Raw genomic sequence first — 26,286 nt, forward strand, 5'->3', positions numbered from 1 at the left:
GGGCGAATCCCGGGAACCAGACCGCCGCCCATCGGGGAAACCGGTACCCGGAGGTCGGAAAACCTGGCTGTCTTTCGCCCGCCGGGCGCGCATGATCGATCGGTGCGCACTGTACGGGCATGGGCGTGGACCGCCCCCGCGCTGGCCGGCGTCGCCGCCGCGCAGGCGGTGTCCTGGCCGGGCTCGGGCGCCGCCGGGTGGCTGGAGCTGCCCTGGCGGCTGTTCGGCCTGGCCGGGGTGGCGATCGGGTTCCTGGCGCTGCGCAGCCCGTCCTGGACGCGGGCCGGGCCGCTGATCGTGATCCTCGGCGCCACCTACTACCTGGGCGAGCTGCGCGCGGCCGAGCACCCGCTGATCTTCGCCGCCGGGTTCTGCGGCGCCTACCTGTGGGTGGGCGTGACCGCGCAGCTGGCGCTGACCTGGCCGACCGGCCGGATCGGCGACCGCACCACCGGCGCGGTGATCGTGCTGTGCTACCTGGCGGCCGTCGGCTCGCAGGTCGCCCGCTACCTCGCCGACCGGCCGCGCCCGCCGTGGTACTTCTCCACCGCCTACCCCTACACCCCGGCGGCGAAGGCCGGGAGCGTGCTGCTGGTGGCCTGCGCGCTGCTGGTCGCCGCCGTGATCGTGCGGCGCTGGTCACGGGCCAGTCCGGTACGGCGGCGCCCGTCGGCCCCGGTGTGGGCGGCGATCGTCTCGACGGCCCTGCTGGGCACCTCCGCCGCGCTGGCGAGCCTGCTGGAGGTGCCGGTCGCGGCCGAGAACGCGCTGCTGCTGACCGCCCTGGCCGTGGCCGTCGCCCTCGTGCCGGTCATGGTGTTCGCCCGCTTCGCCCGCATGGCCAGGGCCCGCTGGCGGCTGACCGCGCTGGTCCTGGAGCACGAGCCGCACACCGGACCCGATCAGCTCGAACGCCGCCTCGCCGAGGCGCTGGGCGACCCGTCGCTGCGCCTGGCCTACGTCGCCGAGGACGGCGCGCACGTGGACGGGCACGGCCGCCCGGCCGGCCTGGCGGCCGCGCCGTACCGGGCGATCACCCCGGTACGGCGCGGCGGCACGGTCATCGCGGTGATCGAGCACGACGAGGCCCTGCACGAGCAACGCCAGATCGCCAGGACCGCGGCCGAGGTCGCCGGCGTCGCCATCGAGAGCGCCCGCCGCTACGCGCTGATCGGCGCCCAGGTCGAGCAGCTGCGCACCTCGCGGCTGCGGCTGGCCACGACCGCCTTCGAGGAGCGGCGCCGGATCCAGCGCGACCTGCACGACGGCGCCCAGCAGCAGCTGTTCGCGGTCCTGGTGCTCATCGACCTGGCCCAGCGGCAGCTCACGCAGGGGGACGCGGGGAACGGCGAGGGCCTGGCCGTGCTCAAGCGGGCGCACGCGCAGTTGCGCGACGCGATCCAGACCCTGCGCGAGCTGACGCAGGGCATCTACCCGACGACGCTGGTCGAGCACGGCCTGGCCGCCGCCGTCGAAGGGCTGGCCGACGTGGCGCCCATCCCCGTGTCCTTCACCGTGCCGCGCGAGCGCTGGCCGCGACCGGCCGAGACCACCGCCTACTTCGCGATCAGCGAGGCGCTCACCAACTGCTACAAGCACGCGCAGGCCGGTCATGCCGAGATCCGGGTGGAGCACGACGGGGACGGCCTGCGCATCGAGGTCCGCGACGACGGCCGCGGCGGCGCCGGCGATCCCGGCGGGCTGCGGGACCGGGTGTCCGCGGTCGGCGGCCGGGTCGAGATCGACAGCACGCCCGGTCAGGGCACCACCGTCGTCCTCCACGTTCCCACGGAGATGTCGTGAGAGTAGTCATCGTCGAAGATCAGCCGTTGTTCCTGGACGCGATCGCCACGTCCCTGCAGAGCCGCGACGTCGACGTCGTCGGCCGGGCGCGCGAGGTGGAGGAGGCCATGCGCGTCATCGACGAGGCCGCGGCCGACGTGGCCCTGCTCGACATCCGGCTGCCGCCCGCCTTCACCGACGAGGGCCTGCAGGTGGCGGAAATGGTGCGCCGCCGCTACCCGGAGGTGGCGATCCTCGTCCTGTCCTCCTACGCCGAGCTGGCCTTCGCCGAGCGGCTCCTCGTCATGGAGGCCGAGCCGCACGCCGTCGGCTACCTGCTGAAGGAGCGGGTCGGCGACGTGGGCGACCTCATCGACGCGCTGACCCGGGTGGTGGCGGGCGAGGTCGTCGTCGACTCCCACATCGTCGCCAGGCTCATGGCCCGCCGCCGCCGCCACGACCCGCTCGAGGTGCTGACCGCGCACGAGCGCCGCGTCCTGGGCCTGGTCGCGGAGGGCCGCTCCAACCTGGGCATCGCCCAGCAGCTCGGCTGCCGGATCAGCACGGTCGAGAAGCACCTGGTCTCCATCACCGCCAAGCTCGGGCTGCGCGACGCTCCGGGATCCGACCGGCGGGGCGTCAACCTGCGGGTGCTGGCGACGCTGGAGTTCCTGCGCAGCTCCTGACGCATGGGATTCAGGCCGTCGTCAGGCTGTTCACGAAGAGTTCGGCCTCGTCCTGGCCCATTCCGGTTTCGCCGCGTACCAGGTAGATCGCCTGTTCCCGGTGCCCTTCCGCGACCAGGTTCCGCACCCGGCCGGCCAGGTCTGCCGTCCCCCGGCGGGGCAGCGAGGGCCGCAGGCCGGCGAAGGCCGGGTGGTCGGTGAGCCTGCGGCGTCCGGCGGCCACGTCCTCCACCAGGTCCTTGGCCTCCTTCAGGCCGAGGCGGGTGTGCTGGCGGAGGACTTTGATGGCGTGGATCGTCTTCTCCTGCCGCAGCAGGCGGAGGACTTCCTGCTCGACGTCCGCGGCCGAATGGAGTGAGGGGACCGGTGGTTTCAGTTCGCCCCCGCGCCGCCCGGCCAGCGCCACCAGGCTCACGGCCACCACGGCCACCACCACTCCGACGATCAGCACGATTCCCGTCAGCCCGAAATCCATGCCCGCATGATATTCACGGCCGGACTCGATGACACCCCGGGCGCCAGGCGCCTTGCTCAGCCCGCGCGCCTGGGCGTGAAACGCAGCCCGGAGTGCAGCCCCGCCGGACGGCCGCCGGTTGCGGGAAGGACGGACAGCAGGGCTCCCCTGCCGATGACGCCGGAGAAGACGGACGCCTCCATGCCTTCCGGCGCGTACAGGCCGGGGGCGAGGCTGCGGTAGGTGACCGGCGGGGCGGCGCCGGCCGGGACCCCGCACGCCTCGAAGGTGGCGCGGTGGTCGTCGTCGTAGGGCTCGAAGTGGTTGGTGACCCGCAGCGCGTCGCCGTCCACCTCGACCGCGACGCGGCTCTGGAACGAGCCGTACTCGCCGGCGAGCCCCGGCGCGGGACGCTCGGGCGGGCCGCCGAAGGGCGGGGTCACCGTACGGCCGGTCACCTCCTCGATCACGGCGATGTGCAACTGGTCCTGGAGCAGCACGTTGGCCGGGCCGGTGCCGAAGCTGGTGATGACCGTGTCGTAGTCCGGCAGGATGGTGAAGGCCGAGTTGCCGCCCGGCGAGGTGCCGCCGTGGAAGGCGGCGGTGGTTCCGGCGACGGGCTCGAGCCACCAGCCCAGCCCGATGGGCGGCGCCTGCGGAATGCCCAGGTCGAAGGTCGGGGTCAGCATGGCCTTCACCGAGTCTGCCTCGAGCATGCGGGTGCCGTCCGGCGCGATACCGGCGTTCAGGTGCATGCGGCCGAAGGCGAGCATGTCCGCGACGGTGACGATCGGTGTCCCGCCGGCGGCCCCGATGGACTCGGGGACGCTGAACAGCGACGTCGCGCGCAGGGCCATCGCCTCCATGTCGAAGAACGCGCCGACGGCCGTGCGGCGCAGCAACGCCTGGGTCTGAACGGCGGTGGCCTGCGTCATGCCGCACGGCTCGAACAGCTCGCGCTGGATCGCCTTCTCGTACGGCAGGCCGGTCTGTTCCTCGATGATCCGGCCGGCGAGCACGAATCCCGGGTTCGAGTAGTGAATGCACGTGCCCGGCTCGAACAGGACGTTAACGTTCCGCAGGTGCTCCACGTATGCGCGGTGGGCGTCCCTGCCGCGCACCGCGCTGGGCACGAGCCCGTCGGCGTCGATGCCGTTGGTGTGGTTGACCAGCATCCGCACGGTGATCCGGTCGGCCGCCCCCGGATCGAGCAGGCCGAACTCAGGCACGTACCGCCGCACCGGCGCATCCAGGTCGACCGACCCGCGCTCGGCGAGCCGGAGCAGCATCGTCGTGGTGAGGACCTTGCCGACCGAGCCGAGCAGCCACGCGGTGTCCTCGGTGAACGGCTGGCCGGTGTTGAGGTTGGCGCTTCCCTCCGCGAGGGTGAGCCGCTCGCCGCCCACCGACACGCCGATGACGGCACCCGCCACCGCGCCGCCTGCCAGCGACTCCTGAAGGGTCTCGGCGAGACGCCGCCGCATCGTTTCCATCGTCTCCCACTCCTAATCGTACACAGTACTAAAGGCTCGTACCTTGTACGATTAACGTATTGGTACGCTGCACGAGATGTCAACTCAGGACCAGAACCAGCCGCGCACGCCCGTCTGGGCCCGTCCCGCTCCCTCGGTGCGGCAACCACGGTTCACGCGGGAGCAGATCGCGAAGGCGGCGATCGCGATCGCCGACGCCGAGGGGTTCGCGGCGCTGTCCATGCGGCGGCTGGCCGACGAGCTCGGCGCGGGCACGATGACCCTGTACCACTACGTGCCGAGCAAGCAGGACCTGCTCGCGCTGATGAACGACGAGATCCTGAGCGAGCTGGCCGGCCCCGGCACCGAGCCCGACGCCGGCTGGCGCGACGCCCTCGCCCGCTTCGGGCGGGGCCTGCGCGCGGTCTCGGCGCACCGCCCCTGGGTGATCACGGTCCTGGGCAGCAAGGACATCGGCCCGAACGGCATGCGCGTCCTCGAGCGTGTCCTCGCCTCGCTGGCCGGCACGCCCTTCGACGCCGCGGAGAAGCTGGAGCTGATCGCGCTGGTCAGCTACTACGTGGCCGGCTACACCACGCAGTCCGGCGCGGCCGAGCAGCCCGACGAGGAGTGGATCGGCGGCGTCGCCGCCTTCGTCACCGCCCGCCTGGAAACCGGGGAGTTCCCGCACATCCAGCAGCTCCTCGACGGCGGTGACGCCGAAGCCTTCGTACGCCGGCTCGACACGCAGACGGCCGGCGACGAGCAGTTCGAGCGCGGCCTCACCCGGATCCTCGACGGGATCGAGGCCGAGTTCGGGCGGCGCTGGCCCGCTCGCGGCACTTCGTGATCTCATGGCGGGTGAGCCGATTCCCGGACGGGGGGCGATGCCGTGAAAGCGGGCCCGATTCTCGCGGTCGTCGCCGGAGTGCTCGTCAACGCCGTCGTGGTGCTGGCCGTCGGCTATGCGACGGTGATCGGCGGCATGACCTCCCGCCTCCCCTGGAAGTCCGTCACCGAACCCTTCGCGCTGCGGCCTGTCCTGGACACGCGGCCCGCGCCCTGTGCCGCGGGCTGGATCGTGAGCCAGGACGGCGACGCCTGCTACCAGCTCGGCCAGGCCACGCAGGTCACCGCGGAAAAGGCGACGGCCGGCTTCGGGCCGTCGGGCGAGTGGATCGTCGAGATCACGCTGAACGAGGCCGACGGGCGCAGGTTCACGGAGCTGACGGAACGGGTCCACCGGCTGCCGGAGCCGCGTAACCAGCTCGCCATCGTCGTCGGCGGCAAGGTGATCAGCGCGCCGGCCGTCCTGGAGCCGATCCCCGGCCGGACGCTGCAGATCAGCGGCGGGTTCGGCAAGACGGCCGCCGAGGAACTGGCCCGGCGGCTCGGCGGCGGCTGAGGCCGCGGGCCGGCGGGAAGGCAGGGTCAGTCGACCGGCCGAACGCTAACCGTCCATGTGGGGGTCTTCCTGGGTACGGCGAAGGCGGCGAGCAGGGCGAGGGCCGCCGCCGCGGACCCGAGGACGAACGCCAGGCCGAACCCCTGCTCGCCGGGCAGGCCGGTCCCGGGGTCGAGGTGCGCGGCCAGGATGGAGAGCCCGGCCTGGCTGCCCAGCGTCTCGCCCAGCGTGCGGGCCAGGGTGCTGACGCCCGCCGACACACCGGTCTCCCCTGGGGCGACCCCGCGCACGATCAGGCTCGTCATGGCGGTGAAGGCGACGCCGTACCCGACGCCCATGACAGCGCTGGCCGCCATCAGCTGCCAGGGCTCGCGGTGCCACAGGGCCAGCGCGGCGACGGACAGCGCCATGACGAGCGCGCCGCCGATGATCACGGCCCGCTGCGGCAGCGCCTGCTCCAGTGCCCCGGCCACCGGACCGGCGACGAGGAAGGCGAGCGCGGCGGGCAGCAGGTAGAGCCCCGCCCGGGCGGTGGTGCCGCCGAAGCCGTACCCCGTCTCGACCGGCAGCGTCACCAGCTGGGGCACCACGACGAAGACCACCACGCTGGAGAAGCCGACCGCCAGGGCGATCAGCGACGGGGCCAGGACCACGCGGCGGCGCAGCAGCGCCATGTCGACGAACGGCCGCGGGTGGCGGGCCTCGAACCGGAACCATGCGCCGGCGCCGGCGGCGGCGAGCGCGAGTAGCGGGGTGACGCGCCAGGAGAGCCAGCCGTCGGCGGCCGCGAAGGTGACCGCCAGCAGCAGCGCGACCACCGAGGCCGCGAACAGGAGGATTCCGCCGACGTCGAGCGCGCCGCCGAGGCGGGGGCCGGAACCGGGGATGACCACCCGCGCGGCCACCGTGGCGACCAGCATCGCCGCCCCGGCGCCGAGCAGCCATCGGTGCGAGTAGGCGTCTGCCAGGGCGCCGCCTACGAGGTAGCCGATGAGCCCGCCCGCCGTCGCCACGCCGCCGATCGTGCCGATGGCGACGCCGACGCGGCGCGCCGGCAGGACCTCGCGCGCCAGCGCGTACGCCAGCGGGTAGATCCCGGCTCCCACGCCCAGCAGAAGCTGCCCGGCGATCATCAGGGGCAGGCCGGGCGCCAGGCCGGACACGAGGGCGCCGGCGGTCATAAGGGCGAAGGTCAACGTGACGACGCGCCGCTTGCCGTACATGTCGCCCAGGCGCCCGGCGACCGGGGTGGCGATCGAGGCGGCGAGCAGGAAGCCGGTGAACAGCCACGCGGACGCGGCCGGCGAGGCGCCCAGATCGGACTGGAAGCGCACGAGGCCGGGCACGATGGCCGAGCCGAGTGTGGTGTAGACGAAGACTCCGGTCAGCAGGACGAGGAGCGCCAGCATGCGAATCCTCCCGATAGTGTATGAACGTTTATGAAGAAGTCACCCAGGATCCGAGGAGTGTCCGTGCCGCCTCGCTCGCGTGCCACCGTCGCGACGCCCGCCAGGAAGCCGCCCGCGGAGCGCATCCTGGCCGCCGCGGAGGAGCTGTTCTTCACCCAGGGGTTCAAGGGCACGAGCGTCAGGGACATCACGGCGGCCAGCGGCCTGACGCCCGCCGCGCTCTACAACCACTTCCCGTCCAAGGAAGAGGTGTTGTTCACGCTGGTCAGCCGGGCGACGGACGAGGGTGAGCGGATGCTCAACGACGCGGTCGCGGACGCGGCGGCCGACCCGGAGAGCCAGCTGAGGGCGCTGGCGTACGCCTCGGCGCTGTTCCACGCCCGCCACCGCGCCTCGGCCATGATCGCCACGTTCGAGTACGTCCACCTGCCCGAGGCCCAGCGGGCGGTCGTCGTCGAGCGCCGCCGCGGCCTGCGGACCCGGCTGGAGCGCACGCTGGAGCACGGCGTGCGCGCGGGGGTCTTCGAACTGCCCGCCGTGCGCGGTGACGCAACGAAGCTCACCGCCACGGCGATCGTCAACCTGGTCCTGCGGGCGACCGAGTTCTTCGGCCCCTTCCCCGCGGTCAAGGACGAGGAACTGGCCGGGCTCCACGCCGAGCTGGCCTGCCGGATGGTGCTGGCGCGCTAGGCGCGCACCCAGCCGCCGTCGACGAAGAGGGCCTGGCCCGTCACGTAGCGGGCCTCGTCGGAGGCCAGCCAGCAGACCGCGCCGGCGATCTCCTCCGGGCGTCCCATCCTGGCGATGGGCTGGGTCGCCGTCTGTTTGGCGGCGATCTCCCGCAGGTTGCCGTGATCGGCCATCGCGGTGTCGACGAAGCCGGGGCAGACCGCGTTGGCGCGGATGCCGTTGCGGCCCAGCTCGACGGCGAGCGCCCTGGTCAGCGAGAGCAGGCCCCCCTTCGAGGCGTCGTAGGCGATCTGCCCGAAGAAGCCGATCACGGCCACGGAGCAGATGTTGACGATCGCGCCCGCGCCCGAGCGCTCGAGGTGTTCGACGGCCGCCTGGCTGAGGACGAACGGGGCGCGCAGGTTGACGGCGAGCACCCGGTCCCAGTCCTCCAGCGAGTAGTCGCGGATCTTGGCGCGGGCGCCGGTGGCGGCGTTGTTGACCAGGATGTCGAGGCCGCCGAGCCGTTCGGCGGCCTGCGCGACGACGGCCCTGGCCGCCTCGGCCGCGGAGACGTCGGCCTCCTGGACGATCCCCTTGCCTCCGCCGCGCTCGATGCGCGCCAGCGTCGCCCGCGCGCCCTCGGCGTCGAGGTCGCACAGGGCCACGTGCGCGCCTTCCGCCGCCATCCGCGTGGCGATGGCGGCGCCGATGCCGCGCGCCGCTCCGGTGATCAATGCGGTACGGCCGGCCAGCGATCCCGTCACGTCCCGTCTCCTTCCGTGATCGGTGTCTCCTGGTGGCGCAGCCGCCACTGGGGCGCGCCCCGGCGCCGGTAGTCGGTGGTGAACCAGCGCGGCACGTTGTGGGTGGCGCCGCCGTCCACGAGCTGCGCGGTGCCGGTGACGTAGGAGCTGTCGTCGCCGGCGAGGAAGGCGACGGCGGCGGCCACGTCCTCGGGGCGGCCGACCCGCCCGAGCGGCGTCTGCGCCGCGACGAGCCGGTCCATGCCCTGCTCGAGCAGGCCCCTGGTCATCGCGGTGGCCGTCACGCCCGGCATCACGGCGTTGACCCGTACGCCGTGGCCGCCGAGCTCGCCCGCCATGACCTGGACCAGCATGTTGAGCGCGGCCTTGGTGGCGCAGTAGGCGGAGAACAGGGCGGCGGGGGCGACCGCCCCGTTGGAGGTGTTGACGATGATCGAGCCGCCGCGCCCGCCGCGCGCCATGTGCCGGGCGGCGGCCTGGCAAACCAGGAAGGTGCCGGTCAGGTTGACCGCGACGTGCCGGTTCCAGGTGGCCAGCGGCAGGTCCAGGAAGGCGTCGACGCGCCCCCAGCCGGCGTTGGCGAAGCAGACGTCGAGCCTGCCGTGAGCCTCCGCCGTCTCGGCGACGACGCGCTCGACCTGCTCGGGATCGGTCTGGTCCATCGCGGCCGCGCACACGCCGAGCCCTTCTGCGCGCAGTCCGGCCGCGACCTGTTCCGCGGCCTCGCCGTCCCGGTCGGCGACGACGACCGCGGCGCCCTGCCCGGCGAGTTTGCGCGCAGTGGCGGCGCCGATCCCGCCTGCGCCGCCGGTGATCAGCGCGACCCGGTCGCGCAGTGGGGTGTGCATGAGCGTCTCCATGAATAATCGTTCATACTTGCCGGAGGCGGGTGCGGCGGACCTTGAGCCCGGCCGCCTCGCGGTCCCAGGTGTCGGGCGTGACGCCCTCCCGGCGCAGGCGCCGCTTCTCGATCTTGCTGGTGGGGGTCTTGGGCAGTTCGCCCAGCACGCGCACGTACCGGGGCACCATGAAGTGCGGCAGCCGTTCCAGGAGGAACTCCAGGAGGTCGCGCGGGTCGATGCGCCCGCCGTCGACGGGCGCCACGGCCGCCAGCACGTCGTCCTCCCCGTCCCCGCTCGGCACCGCGACGGCCGCGGCCTCCCGGACCGCGGGATGGCGCAGGATCTCCGCCTCGACCTCGCTGGAGGAGATGTTCTCCCCGCGCCGCCTGATCGCGTCCTTGATCCGGTCGACGAAGAAGTAGTCGCCGTGCTCGTCCCGGCGGAAGGCGTCGCCGGTGTGGAACCAGCCGTTGCGCCAGGCCGCCGCCGTCGCCTCGGGGGCGCCGAGGTAGCCGCTGGTCATCGCCCAGGGCAGGTCGGTGCGGATGACGAGCTCGCCGACCTCTCCCTGCGGCACCTCCTGGTCGCAGGCGTCGACCACGCGGACCTGGACGCCGGGCCGCGGCCTGCCGCAGCTGCCCGGCGTGGCCGGGTTGAGCTCGGAGACGAGCGGCACGCTCACCTCGGTCATGTTGAACACCGTGAGGATGTCGCAGCCGAAGCGGCGGGCGAACTCCCCCGCGTTGTCCGTGAGCGGGACCAGGTAGACCAGCCGCAGCGTGGTGTCGCGCTCGCCCGGCCTGGGCGGTTGCTTGAGCAGGAAAGTCGCCATGACGCCGAGCAGCGTGCAGCACGTGGCGCCGGTGCGCTCGATGACGTCCCAGAAGGCGCTGGTGTCGAAGGATTCGGCCAGCACCACGGACGCGCCCACGACCAGCGCGCCGGCGATGTCCTGCAGCCCGCCGCCGTGGAAGATCGGCAGGCTGGTGAGGCAGCGGTCATCGGCCGACAGGTGCTCCTCGACGGCGGTGACGGTGGCCCACAGGTGCACGTAGGAGGAGATCACGCCCTTGGAGGGGCCGGTGGTGCCCGAGGTGAAGATCACCGCGTACGGGTCCCACGGCTGGGCCGGGCACTCCGCCGCCTCGGGCTCGGCGGGATGCAGGACGGCGGCGCCGTGCGTGCCGACCCCCGGCAGCGGCGGGCACGGTCCGCCGGCCACGACGACGTGCTCCACCCCGGCCAGGTCGAGGCCGGCCAGCCGGCCGGCCAGGTCCGCGTGCACGACGACGACCTTCGGCCGCACGAGCGAGAGCACGTGCGCCAGGATGTCGCCGCGGTAGGCGGTGTTGACGGGGACGAACACGGCGCCGAGCTGGTTGGCGCCGAACCACACGCGCAGGATCTCCGGGCCGTTGGGCAGCCACACGAGCACGTGGTCGCCCGCGCGCACGCCCAGGGAGTGCAGGCCGGCGGCGGCGGAGAGCGTCTCGTCCCAGGCGTGGCCGTACGTCCACGCCGTCCCGTCGGCGAAGGCGACGAAGGGCCGGTCGGGTTCCCGGCGTGCCCGCTCACGCAGAAGCAGCGGGAGCACGCACTGTTCGCGGGCTGGGAGCTTCGCTGTCATCGCTCTCCCTGAACGGTGGCAAATGTATGAACGTTTGTATAGCATGCTGCCATTCGAACGGACAATACCTGGCGAAACAACTCCCATCAGCTCATGTACGATCGTTCATATCGAGGAGTTCCGTGTGATCGAGAAGACCGCTGACGCCGTCGTGGTCGGCGGCGGCCTGTCCGGGCTCACCGCCGCCTACCGGCTGACCCTGGGCGGCGCGGACACGGTCGTCCTGGAGGCGGGCGAGCGGCCCGGCGGACGCGTGTGGAACATCCCCCTCACCGGGAGCCGCCCCACCGAGGCGGGCGCCATGTACGTGTGCGCGAGCCAGACGGAGATCATCACGCTCGCCGCCGAACTGGGCGTGACGCTTTTCCCCTCCTTCAAGGACGGCATCGGCATCGCCCACCTGGGCGGCCGCCGGTTCGAGTACACGGACGGCCTGCCCGAGCTGCCCGGCGCAGCGGTGCGTGAGTACGCCGGGGCGCTCAGGACCATGGAGCGCACCGCCGGGGACGACCCGCGCCTCGACACCTTCAGCCTGGCCGCCTGGCGGGACGAGCAGATCCGCGACCCGCTGGCCAGGCGGCTCTTCGACTGCTCGGTCTCCGGGTGGTTCGCCGCGCCGCCGAGCGCGATCTCCTTCGCCTACGCGCTGCACGCCACCGCCACCTGCGGCGGCGTGCGGCCGATGCTGCGCGACCAGGACGCCGTCCTGAGGTTCGCCGCGGGCTCGCAGGCGCTGCCGGACGCGCTGGCCGCGTTCCTGGGCGAGCGGGTCCACCTGGGCGAGCCCGTCCTCGAGGTCGAGCACGACGGCGCGGACAGCGTCGTGGCCGCTACCCCTGGCCTGCGTGTGCGCGCCCGCCGGGCGATCATGGCGATCGGTCCGGCCGCGACCGTGCCCGTCTCCTTCCGCCCCGGCCTGCCGCGCGCGCGTGCCGCGCTGGCCGAGGGCTGGGTGAAGGGGCCGCTCATCAAGACCAACGTGGTCTACGGGGAACCGTTCTGGCGCGGCAAGGGGCTGTCGGGATCGGGCTTCACCGATCTGGGCGCGGTTCCCGGCTTCCTGGACGCCTCGCCGCCGGACGGCTCGCCCGGCGTGCTCGCGATCACCGCGTTCACCTTCCCCGAGCGCCACTTCCGCGGCAACCCGGCGGCCTTCACGGGCGACCATCGGGTACGGCGGGCCGCCACCCTGGACGCCCTGGCCGCCTGCCTCGGTCCCGAGGCGGCCCGCCCGGTGGCCTACCTGGAGACGGATTGGCGGCGGCAGCCGTACGTCTTCGGCTGCCAGGGCGGGCTGCGGCCCGGCGCGCTCACCGCTGCGGGACCCGCGCCGCACGCGCCCGCGGGCGGCCTGCACTGGGCCGGGACGGAGAGCGCCGACCGGTGGACCGGCTGGATGAACGGCGCGGTCCAGGCGGGCGAGCGCTGCGCCCGCGAGGTCCTCGACCGGCTCTGAGGGAGAAGATCATGACCGAGGTCCTGCTGTTCGGCGACGACCCGTCCGGCTACCGCGAGGTGCCCTCCGCCGCGGACCTCGCGGTGTCCTTCCCCCTGGACACCGCGGGCTTCCTGCGCTTCTCCGGCGACGGGCACCTGCTCGGGTGGACGCTCACCTACGACGAGACGCTCTACGTCATCGAGGGCGAGCTGACCGTGACCACGGACGGGCGGGCCGTGCGGGTAGCCGCCGGGTCCGCCTGTTTCATCGCCGCGGGCGCCACCGTCGACTACCGGGCGAGCGCCGGCACCCGCGCCTTCTTCGTCATCCGTCCGCGGCCGTCAGGCGCTCCCGCCTGACCCGGATGCCGGCGGCCTCGCGGTCCCAGGTGTCGGGGGTGATCCCGGCGGCGCGCAGCAGATGCTTGCGCACCTTGTTCGTCGGCGTCTTGGGCAGCTCGTCCACGACGCGGACGTAACGCGGCACCATGTAGTGCGGCATGTGCTCCACGCAGTAGGCCAGGAACGCGGCGGGGTCGAGCGCCCGGCCGGGGACCGGCGCCACCACGGCGAGCACCTCGTCCTCGCCGTGCTCGCTCGGCACCGCGACGGCGGCCACCTCCCTGATGCCGGGGCAGGCAGCCGCGCTGGTCTCCAGCTCGAAGGACGAGATGTTCTCGCCCCGGCGCCGGATGGCGTCCTTGACCCGGTCGACGAAGAAGTACTCGCCGTCCGGCTCGCGGCGGAAGGCGTCGCCGGTGTGGAACCAGCCGTTGCGCCAGGCCGCCGCGGTCGCCTCCGGCATCGCGTGGTAGCCGTGGTTCATCGCCCACGGCGCGGCCATCCTGACGATCATCTCGCCGACCTCGCCGTCGGGCACCTCGCGGTCGTACGGGTCCACCAGCCGCACCTCCGCGCCGGGCCGGACCCGGCCGCAGGCCCCCGCCCTGCCCGGGTTCGGCGAGGACAGCAGCGGCGTGCTCACCTCGGTCATGTTGAACAGCGTGTAGACGTCGACGCCGAAGCGCCGGGCGAACGTCTGGGCGTTCTCCCCCAGCGGCACCATGCAGACCGTGCGCAGCGGATGGTCCCGGTCGCCCGGGCCCGCCTCCTGCGCGGCCAGGAACGAGGTCATGGCGCCCAGCAGCGTGCAGGCGGTGGTGCCGGTCCGGCGGACCAGCTCCCAGAACGAGCGGGTGTCGAAGCCGTCGGTCACCGCGACCGAGGCGCCCGCGTACAGGGCCAGGGCGACGCCGATCGTGCCGCCGCCGTGGAAGAGCGGCAGCTGGACCAGATACCGGTCCCCTGAGCCGATGACGCCGGCGGCGGAGGCCGTCGCGGTCGTCCACAGGTGCGCGTACGAGCACAGCACCCCCTTGCTCTCCCCGGTGGTGCCCGAGGTGTAGAGCACGCCGTAGGTGTCCCAGGAGCGCGGCGCGCAGGCCGAGACCCGGCGAGGAGCGGCCGGGAGATCCCCGACGGGCAGCACGTCGAGCCCGGGGACCTCCGGCGCGGCACGGCCGGGGACCAGCACGGTCCGCAGCGCGGCCGTCTCCACCGCCGCCAGCCTGGGCGCCAGGGAGGGATGCACGACCGCGAGCCGCGCGCCGGAGTTGGCCAGCACGTGTTCCAGGAACCTGCCGCGCAGGGCGGTGTTGACCGGCACGTAGACGGCGCCGAGCTCGTTGAGCCCGAACCAGGTGCGCACGGCGTCGGGGCCGTTGGGCAGCCAGGAGACGACGAGGTCGCCGGGCCGTACGCCGTGCTCGTGCAGGACCTCGGCCATGGCCAGGCTCTCGCGCAGGACCCGTGCGCCCGTCCACGTCTCGCCGTCCTGGAAGACGGCGAAGACCTCGTCCGGGCGCTCTTCGGCGCGGCGGCGCAGCACCAGGGGCACCACGCAGTCGGCGGCCTCGGGAGTCGTGGTGAAGGCGGTGCTCATGCCGCCGTCCCCAGGACGCGGGCAGCGTTGCCGTACAGCCAGCGGCGGACGGTGCCCTCGTCGAGGGGCAGGGCGCGGACCTCGTCGGCCAGCTCGCCCGCGGACATCTCGTGCACCCAGCCGACGCTGCCGAACAGGACCTTGTTCCTGATCGTGGCCCGGCCGTGGGCCAGCAGCGGCTCCCAGCCGGAGCCCGGGGCCGCCATGTGCAGCGGCCGGTGGGTGGAGAACTCCAGGTAGACGTTGGGGTGGCGCTGGCAGAGTGCGACCATCTCCATCATCCAGGGCCAGCCGCCGTGACCGGCGACGATCACGAGGTCCGGGTGGGCCCGCGCGATCGCGTCCAGCTGCCGCCACGCGCAGTGGTCCACGGGCACCCGGGGCGAGAGATTGTGCCCGGCGTGGATCCAGACCGGCACGCCCAGGCGCTCGGCCTCGGCGTAGACCGCCCGGCTGGCGGCCGAGAGCGGGTCGGCGACGTCGGTGAAGTGCGTCACCGACACCCCGCGCATGCCGAGGTCGCCGACGCACCTGCGCATCTCCTTCAGCGCGGCCTGCTCGTCGCGCAGGCTGAGCCCGGCCCAGGCGTGCAGCCGGTCCGGGTGGCGGCGGGCGAAGGCGGCCACTCGGTCGTTGAGCAGGCCGCCCGAGCGCAGCGGCGTCATGCCGCCGTGGATCACCTGCAGCCGTACCCCGCCGCCGGCCAGTTCCTCCGCATACCGGTCGATGTCCACGTCCAGCCGGCCGGTGGACAGCAGCAGCCGCACCGTCTCGGCCGGACCGCGCTCCAGCGCCCTCTGGTACGCCGCGTGCTCGACCCCGGCCAGGCTGCAGAAGCGCCGCCCGAACAGCCGCAGGTAGGTGGGGCAGTCGGCGGCGAACCAGCTCAGGTAGGACTCCCACGACTCGGCGTCGAGCACGACCCCGGCCATGTCGATGACTGCGTTGTTGCTCACTGGAAAGCCTCCGGAGGTCAGGTGCCGAGGATGGTGATCAGGCAGACGCATTCGCCGGGATCGCCGCCGATGTTCTGGGTGAGTGCGAGCGTTCGCCCGTTGTCGATCTGCCGCTCCCCTGCCTCGCCGCGCAGTTGCAGCCAGCTCTCGAAGATCATCCTGATGCCGGAGGCGCCGAGCGGGTGCCCGAACGCCTTCAACCCGCCGTCCGGGTTGACCGGCAGCGCGCCGTCGCGGTCGAAGACCCCGCCGACCATGTCCTTCCACGCGGTGCCGCGGGCGGAGAAGCCCAGGTCCTCCATCAGGACGATCTCGGTGATGGTGAAGCAGTCGTGCACCTCGGCGAAGGACAGCTCCGCCCGCGGGTCGCGGATGCCCGCCTGCGCGTACGCGCTGCGCGCGGCGGCCACCGCCTCGGGGAATGAGGAGAAGTCGTGGCCGGGATCCATGGCGCCGGTTCCCGGGCCCGCCGCCAGAGCCAGCGCCTTCACCAGGACGGGCTTACCTGTGTAGCGGCGGGCGTCCTCGGCCCGGGTGATCACGACGGCGGCCGCGCCGTCGGCCAGGCCGCCGCAGTCGAGCAGGCTCAGTTTCCCGGCGAGCAGCGGCTGCCGGTCGATCACCTCCTTGGGGATCTCCCGCTGGAAGTAGGCGCGGGGGTTGAGCGCGCCGTTGCGGTGGTTCTTCCATGCGACGTGCGTCATCGCCGCCCTCAGGTCGGCCGCGGCCACGCCGTGTCGCGCGGCGTAGCCCGAGGCCAGGTAGCCGAAGGTGCCGGGCGGCGTGTGCGGCACCGCCGTACCGTCGTCGAAGAACTCGAAGAACGGGATGCCGGCCTGGCCCGAGTCCATGACCTTCTCCACACCGATCGCCATGACCACGTCATAGGCGCCGGCGGCCACCGCGTAGCAGGCGTTGCGGAAGGCGTCGGCGCCGGTCGCGCAGAAGTTCTCGACCCGGGTGACGGGCTTGTTGTCCAGCTTGAGCGGCTTGGACAGCGCGGTGCCCGCGTGCCCGGAGCCGAACGTGCCCAGCCAGAACGCGTCCACGTCGGCCAGTTCGATGCCCGCGGACGCGGCGGCCTCGGTGGCCGCGGCGATGAGCAGGTCGCCGGCGCCGGCGTCGCGGCGCTCGCCGAAGCGTGTGCACCCGGCGCCCACCACGGCCACTCTGCCGCTGATTCCCCTGTCGGCCATCAGTACTGCTCCCCTCGCTCCGGGCGGGCTTTCCAGTAGTAGTTGTGCACGCCGTCGCGGCTGTGCGTCCTGCGTACGGCCATGCGCACCCGCAGCCCGGTGACCGCGCGCTCCGGCGGCGTGTCGGTGAACTCGCACTGGAGCCGGCCGCCGCCGTCGAAGTCGACGGTCCCGTAGATCAGCGGCGGGCTCGGCGACCAGGCCAGGCGGTCCACGGTGGCGATCGACACGGTGGCGGGCAGGCCGCCCACCGGATCGGGCCGCATCTCATCGAGCGCGCGGCAGGCGCCGCACACGCGCTGGGGCGGCAGGTGGCGGGTGTCGCAGGTCGTGCAGCGCGAGCCGACCAGGCCGAGCTTCCACGCGCCGATCCGGCGGGCGGCGGGAGCGGCGGTCTGCGGTGGCAGCGGCCGGCGCATGGGCTCGCGCGGCAGGTGGCCGCGCCAGGTGGCGAAGGTGGCGTAGCTCAGGTCGTCGCCGGTGTGCTCGAGCTGGGTGGCCGTCGGCCAGGCGCTGCGCCGGCGGGCGAGCAGGTCCGTGGTGCGGAAGACGAGCGCATCGGCGCCCTCGGTCAGGACCACGAGCGCGATCACCTCGCCGGGGCCCGCCCGGTCGAGGATGTCCGCCAGGCACAGCGCCGGGTGGGCGGTGCCGGTCTCGCCGACCTCGTCGAGCAGGTCGCCGGCCGCCGCGTGCTCCTCGACGCCGGCGGCGGCGCGGACCGCGGCGGCGATCCGCATGCTCGCGCCGGCCACGACGAGGTGGTCGACGTCGGCCGCGGTCAGACCGGCCGACTTCAGCGCCTCCTCCAGGACCAGCCGCCCGGCCGGCACGTGGACCTCCTCGACGAATCGGTCCTCCCAGCGCCGGGAGTACCGCTCGCCGGGGCTGCGCCATCGGCTCAGGAACTCCTCGGTTCTGGCTGCGTCGCCGATCCACTCCGCCACGACCTCGCCGGTTCCCACGACAAGCGCCGCCGCCCCGTCGCCGCCGTCGCGTTCGTCGGCGCCCCCGGGCAGGCCGGCGCGGATGTCGGACAGGACGACGAGCGTGGGCGCTCCCGCGTGCAGGCCCGCCCGCAGGGCGCCGACGCCGGAGCGGACCGCGCCGCCCATGTCGACGGCGGGCACGGACGGATCGAGCGAGAGCACCGCGTGCACGGCGGCGGCGTTGGACCTGTCCAGGTACACCGGGTCGGCGGTGGCGAAATAGAGCCCCCGCACCTCCGCCGCCTCCGGCAGGCCGCGCAGGGCGACCCTGGCCGCCTCGGCCCCCATGGTGGTGGTGTCCTCGTCGTAGGAGGCGACCGTCCTGGAGCCCGCCGCCGGCCTGGTGCCGAGCGCCTCCCCGATGCGCGAGCGGCGGATCCGGTGCGCAGGGAGATAGCTCCCGTACGCCATGATGCCAGCCAAGGTTGACCTCCTTGCTCTATGAACGTTCATTCATATTAGGCATTGGGAGCCGTGATGGCCAGAGGCAGGCCGAGAAGAGCCGCCGCGTTGTCGTGCAGCCAGGCCCGCGCGTGCCGTTCTTCCAGGCCCAGCCCGCGCACGGCGGCGATCGAGCGCTCCTGGGTGGAGGCGTGGGTCCAGGCCGCGCTGCCGAACACCACCCGGCGGCGCAGCGCCCCCCGCAGGTGCAACAGCATCGGCTCCCACCCGGAGCCGGCGGCCGCCATCGCCCGCGGGTCGTGCCCGGAGGTGTCGAGATACACGTTCGGCTGCCGCATCATCACCGCCACCAGCTCTCCCACGTACGGCCAGCCGCCGTGCCCCGCCACGACCGGCATCCGCGGATAGCGCCCGGCGATCAGGTCCAGCTCGGCCGGGGTGGTCATCGGGCTGGTCCGCGACAGGTTCAGCCCGCAGTGCAGCCACAGCGGCAGCCCGAGATCGGCGACGTGCCGGTAGATCACGTGGGCGGCGGGGTCGCCGGCGGGCACGCCCGCGGCGAAGGGCAGCATGACCACCCCGCTCATGCCGAGCGCGACGCACCGGTCGATCTCGGCCAGCGCCGCCGCCGGGTCGCGGGCGTCGACGCCGCACCAGCCGCGCAGGAGGTCCGGGTACCGGGCGGCGCGGGCGGCCACCCGGTCGTTGACGCTCTCGCCGCCTGGCAGGCGGTAGGGGGAGCCGTGCAGCACCTGGTGACGGACGCCCGCGGCGCGCAGTCGCGCCACGTGGGCGCCGTCGCCGACGGCCAGCCCGCCGGCCAGCGCGGCGAGGGCCTGCGCGGGATCGCGGGCGAGCTGGTCACGGGTGCGCGCCGGGTCGAGGCCCGCCACCACGCTCATGGCGCCGGCCAGGAACTCCAGGAAGTGCGGCGCGTCCGCCGACAGCCCGCGCAGCAGCGCCAGCCAGGAAGCGGCGTCGTGAACGCCGTCACAGATGTCGATGACGGCCTGTTCTGTATGAACACTCATTTATATGATGGTGGCAGAAGGGGGCCGACATGGACAGACGGATCTCGGGGCGGCTCGTGCACGCCTGCCTCGCCGGGGCGCGCCGCCGCGGCCTCGACGTCGGCCGGGCGCTGGCCCGCTCGGGCATCGAGCCGGACTCGCGCACGGTCACCACGCAGCAGTACACCCGCCTGGTCCGGCACCTCTGGACCGCCCTCGACGACGAACTGCTCGGGTTCGGCCCGGCCCCGAGCCGGCTCGGCACCTTCGCGACCATGGCGGCGCTCGCCGTGCACGGCCCCGACCTGCGCACCGCCCTGCTGCGCGGGGCCGCCTTCTACGACCTGTTCGCGATCGGGGTGACGATCAGGCTGGTGGAGAGCGGGCCGGAGGCGCGGCTGGAGTTCACGCTGACCGGGTTCCCGCAGCCCGCCGACCATCTGGTCGAGCTGGTGCTCGGGGCGTGGCACCGGTTCGCCAGCTGGCTGGTCGGGGGTGGGCTGGAGCTGCGGCGCGCGGAGTTTCCGCATGGGCGGCCGCCGTACGTGCTGGAGTACGACGCGTTCTACGGGTGCGGGTGCCTGTTCGGGCGGGCGCGGCCCGCGATCGGTTTCGACCGCACGCTGCTGGACCGGCCGGTGGTGCGTGACGAGGCGGCCCTGGTCCCGTTCCTGCGCCGATACCCGGCCGAGCTGGTGGAGCGCGGCGACTACTCCGGCGACGTCGCCGGACAGGTCAGGCGCGTGCTCGCCGCCTCCGGGACCGTGCAGGATCTGGCCTCCACCGCCGCCCGGCTGACCGTCAGCCCGTCCGGGCTGCGGCACCGCCTGCGCGCCGAAGGCACCTCCTACCAGCGGGTACGCGACCGGTTCCGGCGGGACGCCGCGATCGCTGCGCTGGCCGGGGGCGAGGTGACCATCGAGGAGTTGAGCAGGCGGCTCGGGTTCTCGGAGCCGAGCGCGTTCCACCGCGCGTTCAAACGCTGGACCGGGACCACTCCCCGCGGCTACCGGCTCTAGCCGGGTCACCCATCACGGACATCAGGGTCATTGGCCGCTCCCGCCGCCGTTCCTACCGTCGGCACCGTGGAAGCTCTCATCTTCGACGCCGTGCGCACGCCGCGCGGCCTCAGCAAACGCGGCGCCCTGCGCGGTATCCGCCCCGTCGACCTGGCCGCACAGGTCCTGCGCGCCCTGGCCGGCCGCAACCACCTGGACGGCCCGCAGCTCGACGACGTCATCCTCGGCTGCGTCAGTCCCGTCGGCGAGCAGGGCAGCGACATCGCCCGCATCGCCGCCCTCGTGGCCGGGCTCGACCTCGACACCCCCGGCGTGCAGATCGACCGGTTCTGCGGGTCCGGCCTGGAGGCGGTGAACCTGGCGGCCATGAAGATCCGATCCGGGTTCGAGGAGCTGGTCGTGGCGGGCGGCGTGGAGTCGATGTCCCGCGTGCCCATGGGCTCGGCCGGCGGCGCCTGGATGGACGATCCGGAGACGGCGCTGCGCACCGGGTACGTGCCGCAGGGCGTGGCCATCGACCTGCTGGCGACCCTCGAGGGCTACACCCGCGAGGAGGTGGACGCCTACGCGCTGTCGTCGCAGCGCCGTGCCACGCGGGCCGGGGACAAGGGGTACTTCGACCGCTCGCTTGTGGCGGTGACCGGTCCCGACGGCCTCGCCGTACTCGATCATGACGATGCGATCAGGCCAGCGACCACGATGGAGGGGCTCGCGGCGCTGGCGCCGAGTTTCGCGCGGGCCGGCGAGATCTTCGACCCGGTCGCCATCGGACGCTATCCGCAGGTCGAGCACGTCGAGCACATCCACACCGCGGGCAACTCCTCGCAGATCGCGGACGGCGCCGCCGCCATGCTGATCGGCGGCCGGGCGGCGGGCGAACGGCTCGGCCTCACGCCACGCGCCAGGATCGTCGCGACCGCCGTGGTCGGCACCGAGCCGACGCTGATGTTCACCGGCCCGGTCCCTGCCACGCGCAAGGCCCTGGCCAAGGCCGGCCTCACACTCGGCGACATCGACCTCTTCGAGGTCAACGAGGCGTTCGCGGCCGTGGTGCTGAAGTACGCCCGCGACCTCGGCCTCTCCCTCGACCGGATCAACGTCAACGGCGGGGCCATCGCGCTCGGGCACCCGCTCGGCGCCACCGGCTGCATCATCCTCGGGACCCTGCTCGACGAGCTGGAGCGCCGGAACCTGCGGCGCGGCCTGGCCACCCTGTGCGTGGGCGCCGGCATGGGCATCGCCACGATCATCGAGAGGGACCTGTGATGGCGATCGGCTACCACCGCGACGACGACGGCGTCGTCACGCTCACGCTCGACCGGCACGACCGTCCGGTCAACACGCTCGACGCCGTGTTCGGCGCCGCCCTGGCCGCGGCGCTCGACCGCCTGGAGGCCGAACGCGAGCGCGTCACCGGCGTGATCGTCGCCTCCGCCAAGGCGTCCTTCGCCGTCGGCGCCGACCTCGACCAGGTCCACGCCCTCACCCCGGCGGACGCCGCCGCCTTCGCCGGGCAGCTCGACCGGACCAAGGACGCCTTCCGCAGGCTGGAACGCCTCAGCCGGCCCGTGGTGGCGGTGATCGGCGGCACGGCGCTCGGCGGCGGGCTGGAGCTGGCCCTCGCCTGCCACCACCGGCTCTGCGCCGACGACCCGGCGATCCGCCTCGGGCTGCCCGAGGTCACGCTCGGGCTGCTGCCGGGCGGCGGCGGAGTGGTGCGGGCCGTGCGCCTGCTGGGCCCCGCCGCCGCCCTGCCCCTGCTCCTGGAGGGCGAGCGGCTGCCGCCGCGCCGGGCGCTCGACGCCGGGCTCGTCGACCGGCTCGTCCCGGCCTGCGAGCTGATCGGGCAGGCCCGCGCGTGGATCGCCGCCCACCCCGAGGCCGCGCAGCCGTGGGACACCCCCGGCCACCCGCCACCCGCCGCTCCCCCGCGCTTCTTCGAGACCGCCGCCGCCCGCCTGTACGCCAGGACGCACGGCACCCTGCCCGCCCAGGAGCGCATCCTGGCCTGCGTCGCGGAGGCCGTCCGGGTGGACGCCGACACCGCCCTGCGCACCGAGACCCGGCACCTGGTCGCGCTCGCCACCGGCCAGGTCGCCAAGAACATGATCGGCTGCCACTGGTACGGCCGCAACGAGGTCACCAGGCGGGCCCGGTCCACCGGCGGAGTACGGCGGCTCGGCGTGATCGGCGCCGGGATGATGGGCGCCGGCATCGCCGCGGTCGCCGCCGCGGCGGGCATCGAGGTGGTGCTCACCGACGTGAACGCCGAGGCGACCGACCGCGGGCACGACGAGGTCGTGCGCCGGCTGAAACGGCAGGTCGCCCGGGGGCGGTTGAGCGCCGCCGCCTGCGGCGAGGCCGTCGGCAACCTCGCCGGGCCGGGCACCGAGATCGCCGGATGCGATCTCGTGGTCGAGGCCGTCTTCGAGGACCGCGCGCTCAAGCGCCGCGTGCTGGCCGGCGCGGAGGACGGCGCCGCCGTACTCGCCTCCAACACCTCCACGCTGCCGATCACCGGGCTGGCCGAGGGGCTGCGTGCCCCGGGTGACCTGGTGGGACTGCACTTCATCTCACCCGTGGAGCGCGTGCCCCTGCTGGAGGTCGTGCGCGGCGAGCGGACCGGGGACGCCGCCCTCGCGCTGGCCTTCGCCTTCGCGCGGCAGATCGGCAAGACGCCGATCCTCGTCAACGACGGCCCCGGTTTCTACACCTCGCGGGTGTTCGTCTCCTACACCGCCGAGGGCGCGGCCATGCTCGCGGAGGGCGTGCCGGCGGCGCTCGTCGAGAACGCCGCCCGCAAGGCCGGCATGGCCGTGGGCCCGCTGGCCGTCAGCGACGAGGTCGCCCTGGCCACCATGCTCCGGGTGCGCCGCCAGAACGAGGCGGACGCCGCGGCCGAGGGCCGGGAGCTGGGCCACACCGTCGCCTACGGCGTCTTCACCTGGATGGTCGAGGAGATGAACCGGCCAGGACGCGCCGGCGGGGCGGGCTTCTACGAGTATCCGGACCGGGCGGGGAAACGCCTGTGGCCGGGGCTGGCCGGGCGCTTCGGCGGCGACCGGCCCCTGCCCGAGCGGGACGTGCGCGACCGGCTGCTGTTCGCCCAGGCGCTGGAGAGCGTGCGCGCCCTGGCCGACGGCGTCCTGACCGGCGCCGCCGACGCGAACGTCGGCAGCGTGCTCGGCCTCGCCTTCGCGCCGTGGTCGGGCGGCACACTCCAGTTCGTCAACCAGTACGGCTTGCGCGCCTTCACCGAGCGCGCCGACCGGCTGGCCGACGCCTACGGCGAGCACCTGCGCCCGCCGGCCCTGCTACGGGAGCGGATCGAGCCCTTCTGACAGGACCGGCAGCTCCAGCCGCGACGGGTAGAGCACGCTGTGGTGCACCGTCTGGTGGGCGACCACCCCGGCGGCGTCCGTGCCGACCGGCTCGCCGGTGTTCATGTTGCGGTCGTAGGCGGGGAAGTCGCTGCTGGTGATCTCCAGGCGGACGCGGTGCCCGGCCGGGAAGCGCCAGGCGGTGTGGCCGAGGCCGATGGCGTACTCCTCGACCGTCCCCGGCTCCAGGAGCTGCTCGGTGCCGGGCCCGTGCCGGTGGCGGGCGCGCTGCACGCCACCGGCCGCGGCCAGCGCGCGGCCGTCGGGGAAGACGTCGACGAGCTTGGCGGCGAAGTCGGTGTCACGGGCCGAGGACGCCGCGAACAGCCGCACCGCCACCGGGCCCGCCACGTCGAGCGGCTCCTCCAGGACCGGCGAGGTGTAGCACAGCACGTCCGGGCGCTCCTCCAGCCGCGCGCGGTCCAGCGGCCCCGGCACCAGCCGTCCCAGGTTGACCACCCGGCCGCCCCGGGTGGGGACGGGGTCGTCCGGGTCGTAGGCGTAGTGGTCCGGATGCTCCTCCTCAGGAGGTCGCCGCCCGAGCCCGCCGTCGCCGGTCAGGTACAGCGTCCGGAGCTCGCCCGGCGGCGGCCACCGGTCCGCCGCGCGCCACTCGTCGGCCCCCATGAGGAAGTACCGCACGGCGGGTGCCGCCGCCTGCGCGCCCCGCACGTGCTCGTCGAAGAAGGCCAGGTGCTGGGCGGACAGGCCGAGCACCGTGGCGTCGCCGCGGGCCGAGAAGCTCACCTCGCCCTGGCAGTAGCCGAGCCGGCCGTCGTGCGACCAGGGGCCCACGATGAGCCGGTGCCGGTCGCCGTGGATCGCGCGCAGGCGCAGGAAGCTCTCGATGGTGGAGTCGCAGTAGTTGTCGAACCAGCCGGTGACGCTCAGGGCGGGCACCTCGACGGCCTCGTAGGCGAACGACTCGGCGATGCCCGGCGTGCCGTACGCCAGCATCTCGCCCACGTCGAGCGGGAAGCCCGGCACGGCGGCGAACTGTGGCAGGTCCTTCAGCGGCAGCGTGCGCAGGGCGGCGGCCGGGTCGGTGGCGAGCTCCCACAGTTCGTGGGCGGCGCCGGGGTCGGCGGGACGTCCGGCGGCCAGCTCGCGCTCCAGCCAGTCCATGGCCATGAACGCCAGCCACGCCATGACCTCGTTGATGCGGATGACGCCGCCTGCGGCGCGGTCGAGTTCGGCGCTGCCGGTCATGCCGGGCGCGATCGCGCGCAAGTGCGGCGGGCGCTCGGCGGCGCCGAGCAGCTGCACGATCCCGAGGTAGGAGGCTCCGGCCATGACGACGTTGCCGTCGCACCACGGCTGCGCCGCCACCCATTCGACGCTGTCGTGGGTGTCGCGGGCCTCCTGCCCGGCCATGAAGATCGTCCACTCGCCGCCGGAACCGGCCCGGCCGCGCGTGTCCTGCACGACGCAGGCGTAGTCGCCCTGCACGCACTCCAGCGGGCGCAGGAAGTCGTTGTTGGTTCCGGACCGTCCGTACGGCGTGCGGATCAGGACGGCGGGGCGGGGGCGGCCGTCGTCCGGCATCCACACGTCGCCGCGCAGCACGGCGCCGTCGCGCATCGGCATCTCCGCGTCGCGCACGATGGTGATCGGGGCGGTCACAGGACGGCCTTGTAGACGGCCTCGACCAGGGACTTGACCCGGAAGTCGCCGCCTTCCAGCAGCTCGGAGCCGCGGTTGGGCACGTAGCCGAACGCCAGCCCGCGCTCGGGGTCGGCGAAGGCGAAGGAGCCGGTGGCGCCGCTGCCGCCGAACAGGCCCGTGAGGTGCTCGGGCGCGGGCCAGAAGGGGCCGCCGGGCACGAGGAAGCCGAGTCCCCAGGTGGTGCGGACCTTGAGGAGTTCGTCGAGGCCGTCGGAGTGCGGGGTGCGGAGCTGGTCGATCAGCGCGGGCGAGAAGAGCCGGATGCCGCCGACCTCGCCGATCATGGCGGCGAAGTAGCGGGCCAGGGAGTGGGCGGAGGCGACGCCGTCCATGGAGGGGCTCTCCACCTGGTAGGTGCGCGGGTTGTTGGCGTCCGCCCACTCCTGGGTGACGCTGCCGTAGAAGGCGCGGAAGCTCAGGGTGTCGGGGTCGTTGAGGGCCTGGACGAAGTCCGCCATCTCCGGCACCTGCATGCCGAGCTGCACCGCCTGCTCGTCGGGCAGGACCATCGTCGCCATCCGCGGCAGCGCGGCGTCCGGCACGCATACGTAGCAGTCCAGGCCGAGCGGGCCGGTGATCTCGCTGTGGAGGAACTCGCTCAGCGTCGTCCCGGACACGCGCCGGACGATCTCCCCGACGAGGTGGCCGATGGTGACGCCGTGGTAGCCGTGCCGGGTGCCGGGCGGCCATTCGGGGGCCGCCGCGGCGAGGGTGTCGGTGATCGGGGTCCAGTCGCGCAGGTCCTCCCAGGTGAGGGGGCGCATGTGCAGGCTGGGCAGGCCGGCGCGGTGGGCGAGCAGGGTGCGGACGGTGATGCCGGCCTTGCCGTTCTGGCCGAACTCGGGCCAGTAGCGGGCCACCGGCGCCTCCAGGTCCACCTGCCCGCGCTCGACCAGCCGCAGCAACGCGCCCGAGGCGAACGTCTTGCAGGTGGAGGCGATCGGGGCCAGGGTGTCGCGGTTCCAGGGGCGCTGGGTGGCGGGGTCCGCCTCGCCGCCCCACAGGTCGACGACGGGACTGCCGTGCCGGTAGACGGTGAGCCCGGCGCCGGCCTCGCCGCTGTCGGCGAAGTTGCGCTCGAACGCCGCTTCAACGGGCTCGAAACCGGGGGCGGTGGTGCCGTGGACGTGGGTCATGACGGATTCCTTCCCTGCCTCTACCGACCGGTCGGTCGATA

General features: G+C 73.7%; 23 protein-coding genes. 10 read left to right on the forward strand and 13 right to left on the reverse strand.

The genetic code is table 11. The features are described from left to right. The first annotated feature begins 102 nt into the window (after positions 1 to 102). Together FVE25_RS47575 and FVE25_RS47580 are read left to right on the forward strand one after the other, a co-directional pair. Entirely contained in the window at positions 103 to 1,803 is a 1,701-nt protein-coding gene (locus FVE25_RS47575) for a sensor histidine kinase (protein ID WP_157254149.1), read from the forward strand. Then, entirely contained in the window at positions 1,800 to 2,468 is a 669-nt protein-coding gene (locus FVE25_RS47580; protein WP_157254150.1) for a response regulator transcription factor, read from the forward strand. The genes FVE25_RS47575 and FVE25_RS47580 overlap by 4 nt, the downstream gene beginning before the upstream one ends. 10 nt (positions 2,469 to 2,478) lie before the next feature. Here FVE25_RS47580 and FVE25_RS47585 read toward each other — a convergent pair whose 3' ends face one another. Further along, positions 2,479 to 2,943, reverse strand: a complete 465-nt coding sequence (locus FVE25_RS47585; RefSeq protein ID WP_157254151.1) for a ribosomal protein L7/L12 — start codon at positions 2,941 to 2,943, stop codon at positions 2,479 to 2,481. Positions 2,944 to 2,999: 56 nt separating this feature from the next. After that, on the reverse strand, positions 3,000 to 4,406 hold the full coding sequence (locus FVE25_RS47590; protein WP_157254152.1) for a serine hydrolase domain-containing protein: 1,407 nt from the start codon (positions 4,404 to 4,406) through the stop codon (positions 3,000 to 3,002). An 85-nt stretch (positions 4,407 to 4,491) separates the two neighbouring features. Here FVE25_RS47590 and FVE25_RS47595 point away from each other — a divergent pair, with 85 nt between their 5' ends. Beyond that, the gene (locus tag FVE25_RS47595; RefSeq protein WP_157254153.1) at positions 4,492 to 5,244 is read left to right on the forward strand and encodes a TetR/AcrR family transcriptional regulator; all 753 of its coding nucleotides are present in this window, start codon (positions 4,492 to 4,494) and stop codon (positions 5,242 to 5,244) included. A gap of 42 nt (positions 5,245 to 5,286) precedes the next feature. Next, the gene (locus tag FVE25_RS47600) at positions 5,287 to 5,799 is read left to right on the forward strand and encodes a SecDF P1 head subdomain-containing protein (protein ID WP_157254154.1); all 513 of its coding nucleotides are present in this window, start codon (positions 5,287 to 5,289) and stop codon (positions 5,797 to 5,799) included. A 26-nt stretch (positions 5,800 to 5,825) separates the two neighbouring features. Here FVE25_RS47600 and FVE25_RS47605 read toward each other — a convergent pair whose 3' ends face one another. Next, a complete protein-coding gene (locus FVE25_RS47605; protein WP_157254155.1) occupies positions 5,826 to 7,208 on the reverse strand; it encodes an MFS transporter in 1,383 nt (460 codons plus the stop codon). Positions 7,209 to 7,271: 63 nt separating this feature from the next. On the opposite strand from FVE25_RS47605, the gene FVE25_RS47610 reads away from it, so the two are divergent. After that, entirely contained in the window at positions 7,272 to 7,898 is a 627-nt protein-coding gene (locus FVE25_RS47610) for a TetR/AcrR family transcriptional regulator (RefSeq protein ID WP_219825975.1), read from the forward strand. Here the strand turns inward: FVE25_RS47610 and FVE25_RS47615 are convergent. Genes FVE25_RS47615 through FVE25_RS47625 form a run of 3 tightly spaced genes read right to left on the reverse strand, consistent with a single transcriptional unit; the run spans position 7,895 to position 11,113 of the window. Then, entirely contained in the window at positions 7,895 to 8,644 is a 750-nt protein-coding gene (locus tag FVE25_RS47615; protein ID WP_157254157.1) for an SDR family NAD(P)-dependent oxidoreductase, read from the reverse strand. The genes FVE25_RS47610 and FVE25_RS47615 overlap by 4 nt on opposite strands. Further along, a complete protein-coding gene (locus FVE25_RS47620; RefSeq protein ID WP_157254158.1) occupies positions 8,641 to 9,492 on the reverse strand; it encodes an SDR family NAD(P)-dependent oxidoreductase in 852 nt (283 codons plus the stop codon). The genes FVE25_RS47615 and FVE25_RS47620 overlap by 4 nt, the downstream gene beginning before the upstream one ends. A 22-nt stretch (positions 9,493 to 9,514) precedes the next feature. After that, the gene (locus FVE25_RS47625; protein ID WP_157254159.1) at positions 9,515 to 11,113 is read right to left on the reverse strand and encodes an AMP-binding protein; all 1,599 of its coding nucleotides are present in this window, start codon (positions 11,111 to 11,113) and stop codon (positions 9,515 to 9,517) included. A 124-nt stretch (positions 11,114 to 11,237) separates the two neighbouring features. Here FVE25_RS47625 and FVE25_RS47630 point away from each other — a divergent pair, with 124 nt between their 5' ends. After that, positions 11,238 to 12,569 (forward strand): flavin monoamine oxidase family protein, encoded by a 1,332-nt coding sequence (locus FVE25_RS47630; RefSeq protein ID WP_157254160.1) that lies wholly within the window; start codon positions 11,238 to 11,240, stop codon positions 12,567 to 12,569. 11 nt (positions 12,570 to 12,580) lie between these two features. After that, positions 12,581 to 12,910 (forward strand): cupin domain-containing protein, encoded by a 330-nt coding sequence (locus FVE25_RS47635; protein ID WP_157254161.1) that lies wholly within the window; start codon positions 12,581 to 12,583, stop codon positions 12,908 to 12,910. On the opposite strand, the gene FVE25_RS47640 is transcribed toward FVE25_RS47635, so the two are convergent. From FVE25_RS47640 to FVE25_RS47660, 5 genes are read right to left on the reverse strand one after another with little or no spacing between them, the layout of a single operon-like run. Next, complete coding sequence (locus tag FVE25_RS47640) at positions 12,876 to 14,492, reverse strand: AMP-binding protein (RefSeq protein WP_157254162.1); 1,617 nt, start codon at positions 14,490 to 14,492, stop codon at positions 12,876 to 12,878. The genes FVE25_RS47635 and FVE25_RS47640 overlap by 35 nt on opposite strands. Next, positions 14,489 to 15,448 carry an amidohydrolase family protein gene (locus FVE25_RS47645; RefSeq protein WP_157254163.1) on the reverse strand — a complete coding sequence of 320 codons (960 nt, stop codon included), beginning with the start codon at positions 15,446 to 15,448 and terminating at the stop codon, positions 14,489 to 14,491. The genes FVE25_RS47640 and FVE25_RS47645 overlap by 4 nt, the downstream gene beginning before the upstream one ends. A gap of 17 nt (positions 15,449 to 15,465) precedes the next feature. After that, positions 15,466 to 16,644, reverse strand: a complete 1,179-nt coding sequence (locus FVE25_RS47650) for an acetyl-CoA acetyltransferase (protein ID WP_157254164.1) — start codon at positions 16,642 to 16,644, stop codon at positions 15,466 to 15,468. Next, the gene (locus tag FVE25_RS47655; protein WP_246268623.1) at positions 16,644 to 18,056 is read right to left on the reverse strand and encodes an OB-fold domain-containing protein; all 1,413 of its coding nucleotides are present in this window, start codon (positions 18,054 to 18,056) and stop codon (positions 16,644 to 16,646) included. The genes FVE25_RS47650 and FVE25_RS47655 overlap by 1 nt, the downstream gene beginning before the upstream one ends. A gap of 35 nt (positions 18,057 to 18,091) precedes the next feature. Next, entirely contained in the window at positions 18,092 to 19,066 is a 975-nt protein-coding gene (locus tag FVE25_RS47660; RefSeq protein WP_157254166.1) for an amidohydrolase family protein, read from the reverse strand. 29 nt (positions 19,067 to 19,095) lie between these two features. Between FVE25_RS47660 and FVE25_RS47665 the strand changes: the two genes are divergently transcribed. The 3 genes from FVE25_RS47665 (at position 19,096) to FVE25_RS47675 (ending at position 23,405) form a co-directional block, all read left to right on the forward strand. Continuing rightward, the gene (locus FVE25_RS47665) at positions 19,096 to 20,064 is read left to right on the forward strand and encodes an AraC family transcriptional regulator (RefSeq protein ID WP_157254167.1); all 969 of its coding nucleotides are present in this window, start codon (positions 19,096 to 19,098) and stop codon (positions 20,062 to 20,064) included. 66 nt (positions 20,065 to 20,130) lie between these two features. Then, positions 20,131 to 21,330 carry an acetyl-CoA C-acetyltransferase gene (locus FVE25_RS47670; RefSeq protein WP_157254168.1) on the forward strand — a complete coding sequence of 400 codons (1,200 nt, stop codon included), beginning with the start codon at positions 20,131 to 20,133 and terminating at the stop codon, positions 21,328 to 21,330. Continuing rightward, complete coding sequence (locus FVE25_RS47675; RefSeq protein WP_157254169.1) at positions 21,330 to 23,405, forward strand: 3-hydroxyacyl-CoA dehydrogenase NAD-binding domain-containing protein; 2,076 nt, start codon at positions 21,330 to 21,332, stop codon at positions 23,403 to 23,405. Before FVE25_RS47670 ends, FVE25_RS47675 begins: the two co-directional genes overlap by 1 nt. On the opposite strand, the gene FVE25_RS47680 is transcribed toward FVE25_RS47675, so the two are convergent. After that, the gene (locus FVE25_RS47680; RefSeq protein WP_157254170.1) at positions 23,379 to 25,067 is read right to left on the reverse strand and encodes a CocE/NonD family hydrolase; all 1,689 of its coding nucleotides are present in this window, start codon (positions 25,065 to 25,067) and stop codon (positions 23,379 to 23,381) included. The genes FVE25_RS47675 and FVE25_RS47680 overlap by 27 nt on opposite strands. Continuing rightward, complete coding sequence (locus FVE25_RS47685) at positions 25,064 to 26,245, reverse strand: serine hydrolase domain-containing protein (protein ID WP_157254171.1); 1,182 nt, start codon at positions 26,243 to 26,245, stop codon at positions 25,064 to 25,066. The genes FVE25_RS47680 and FVE25_RS47685 overlap by 4 nt, the downstream gene beginning before the upstream one ends. Positions 26,246 to 26,286: the final 41 nt, after the last annotated feature.

Source organism: Nonomuraea typhae, assembly GCF_009760925.1.
Taxonomy (GTDB): Bacteria; Actinomycetota; Actinomycetes; order Streptosporangiales; family Streptosporangiaceae; genus Nonomuraea; species Nonomuraea typhae.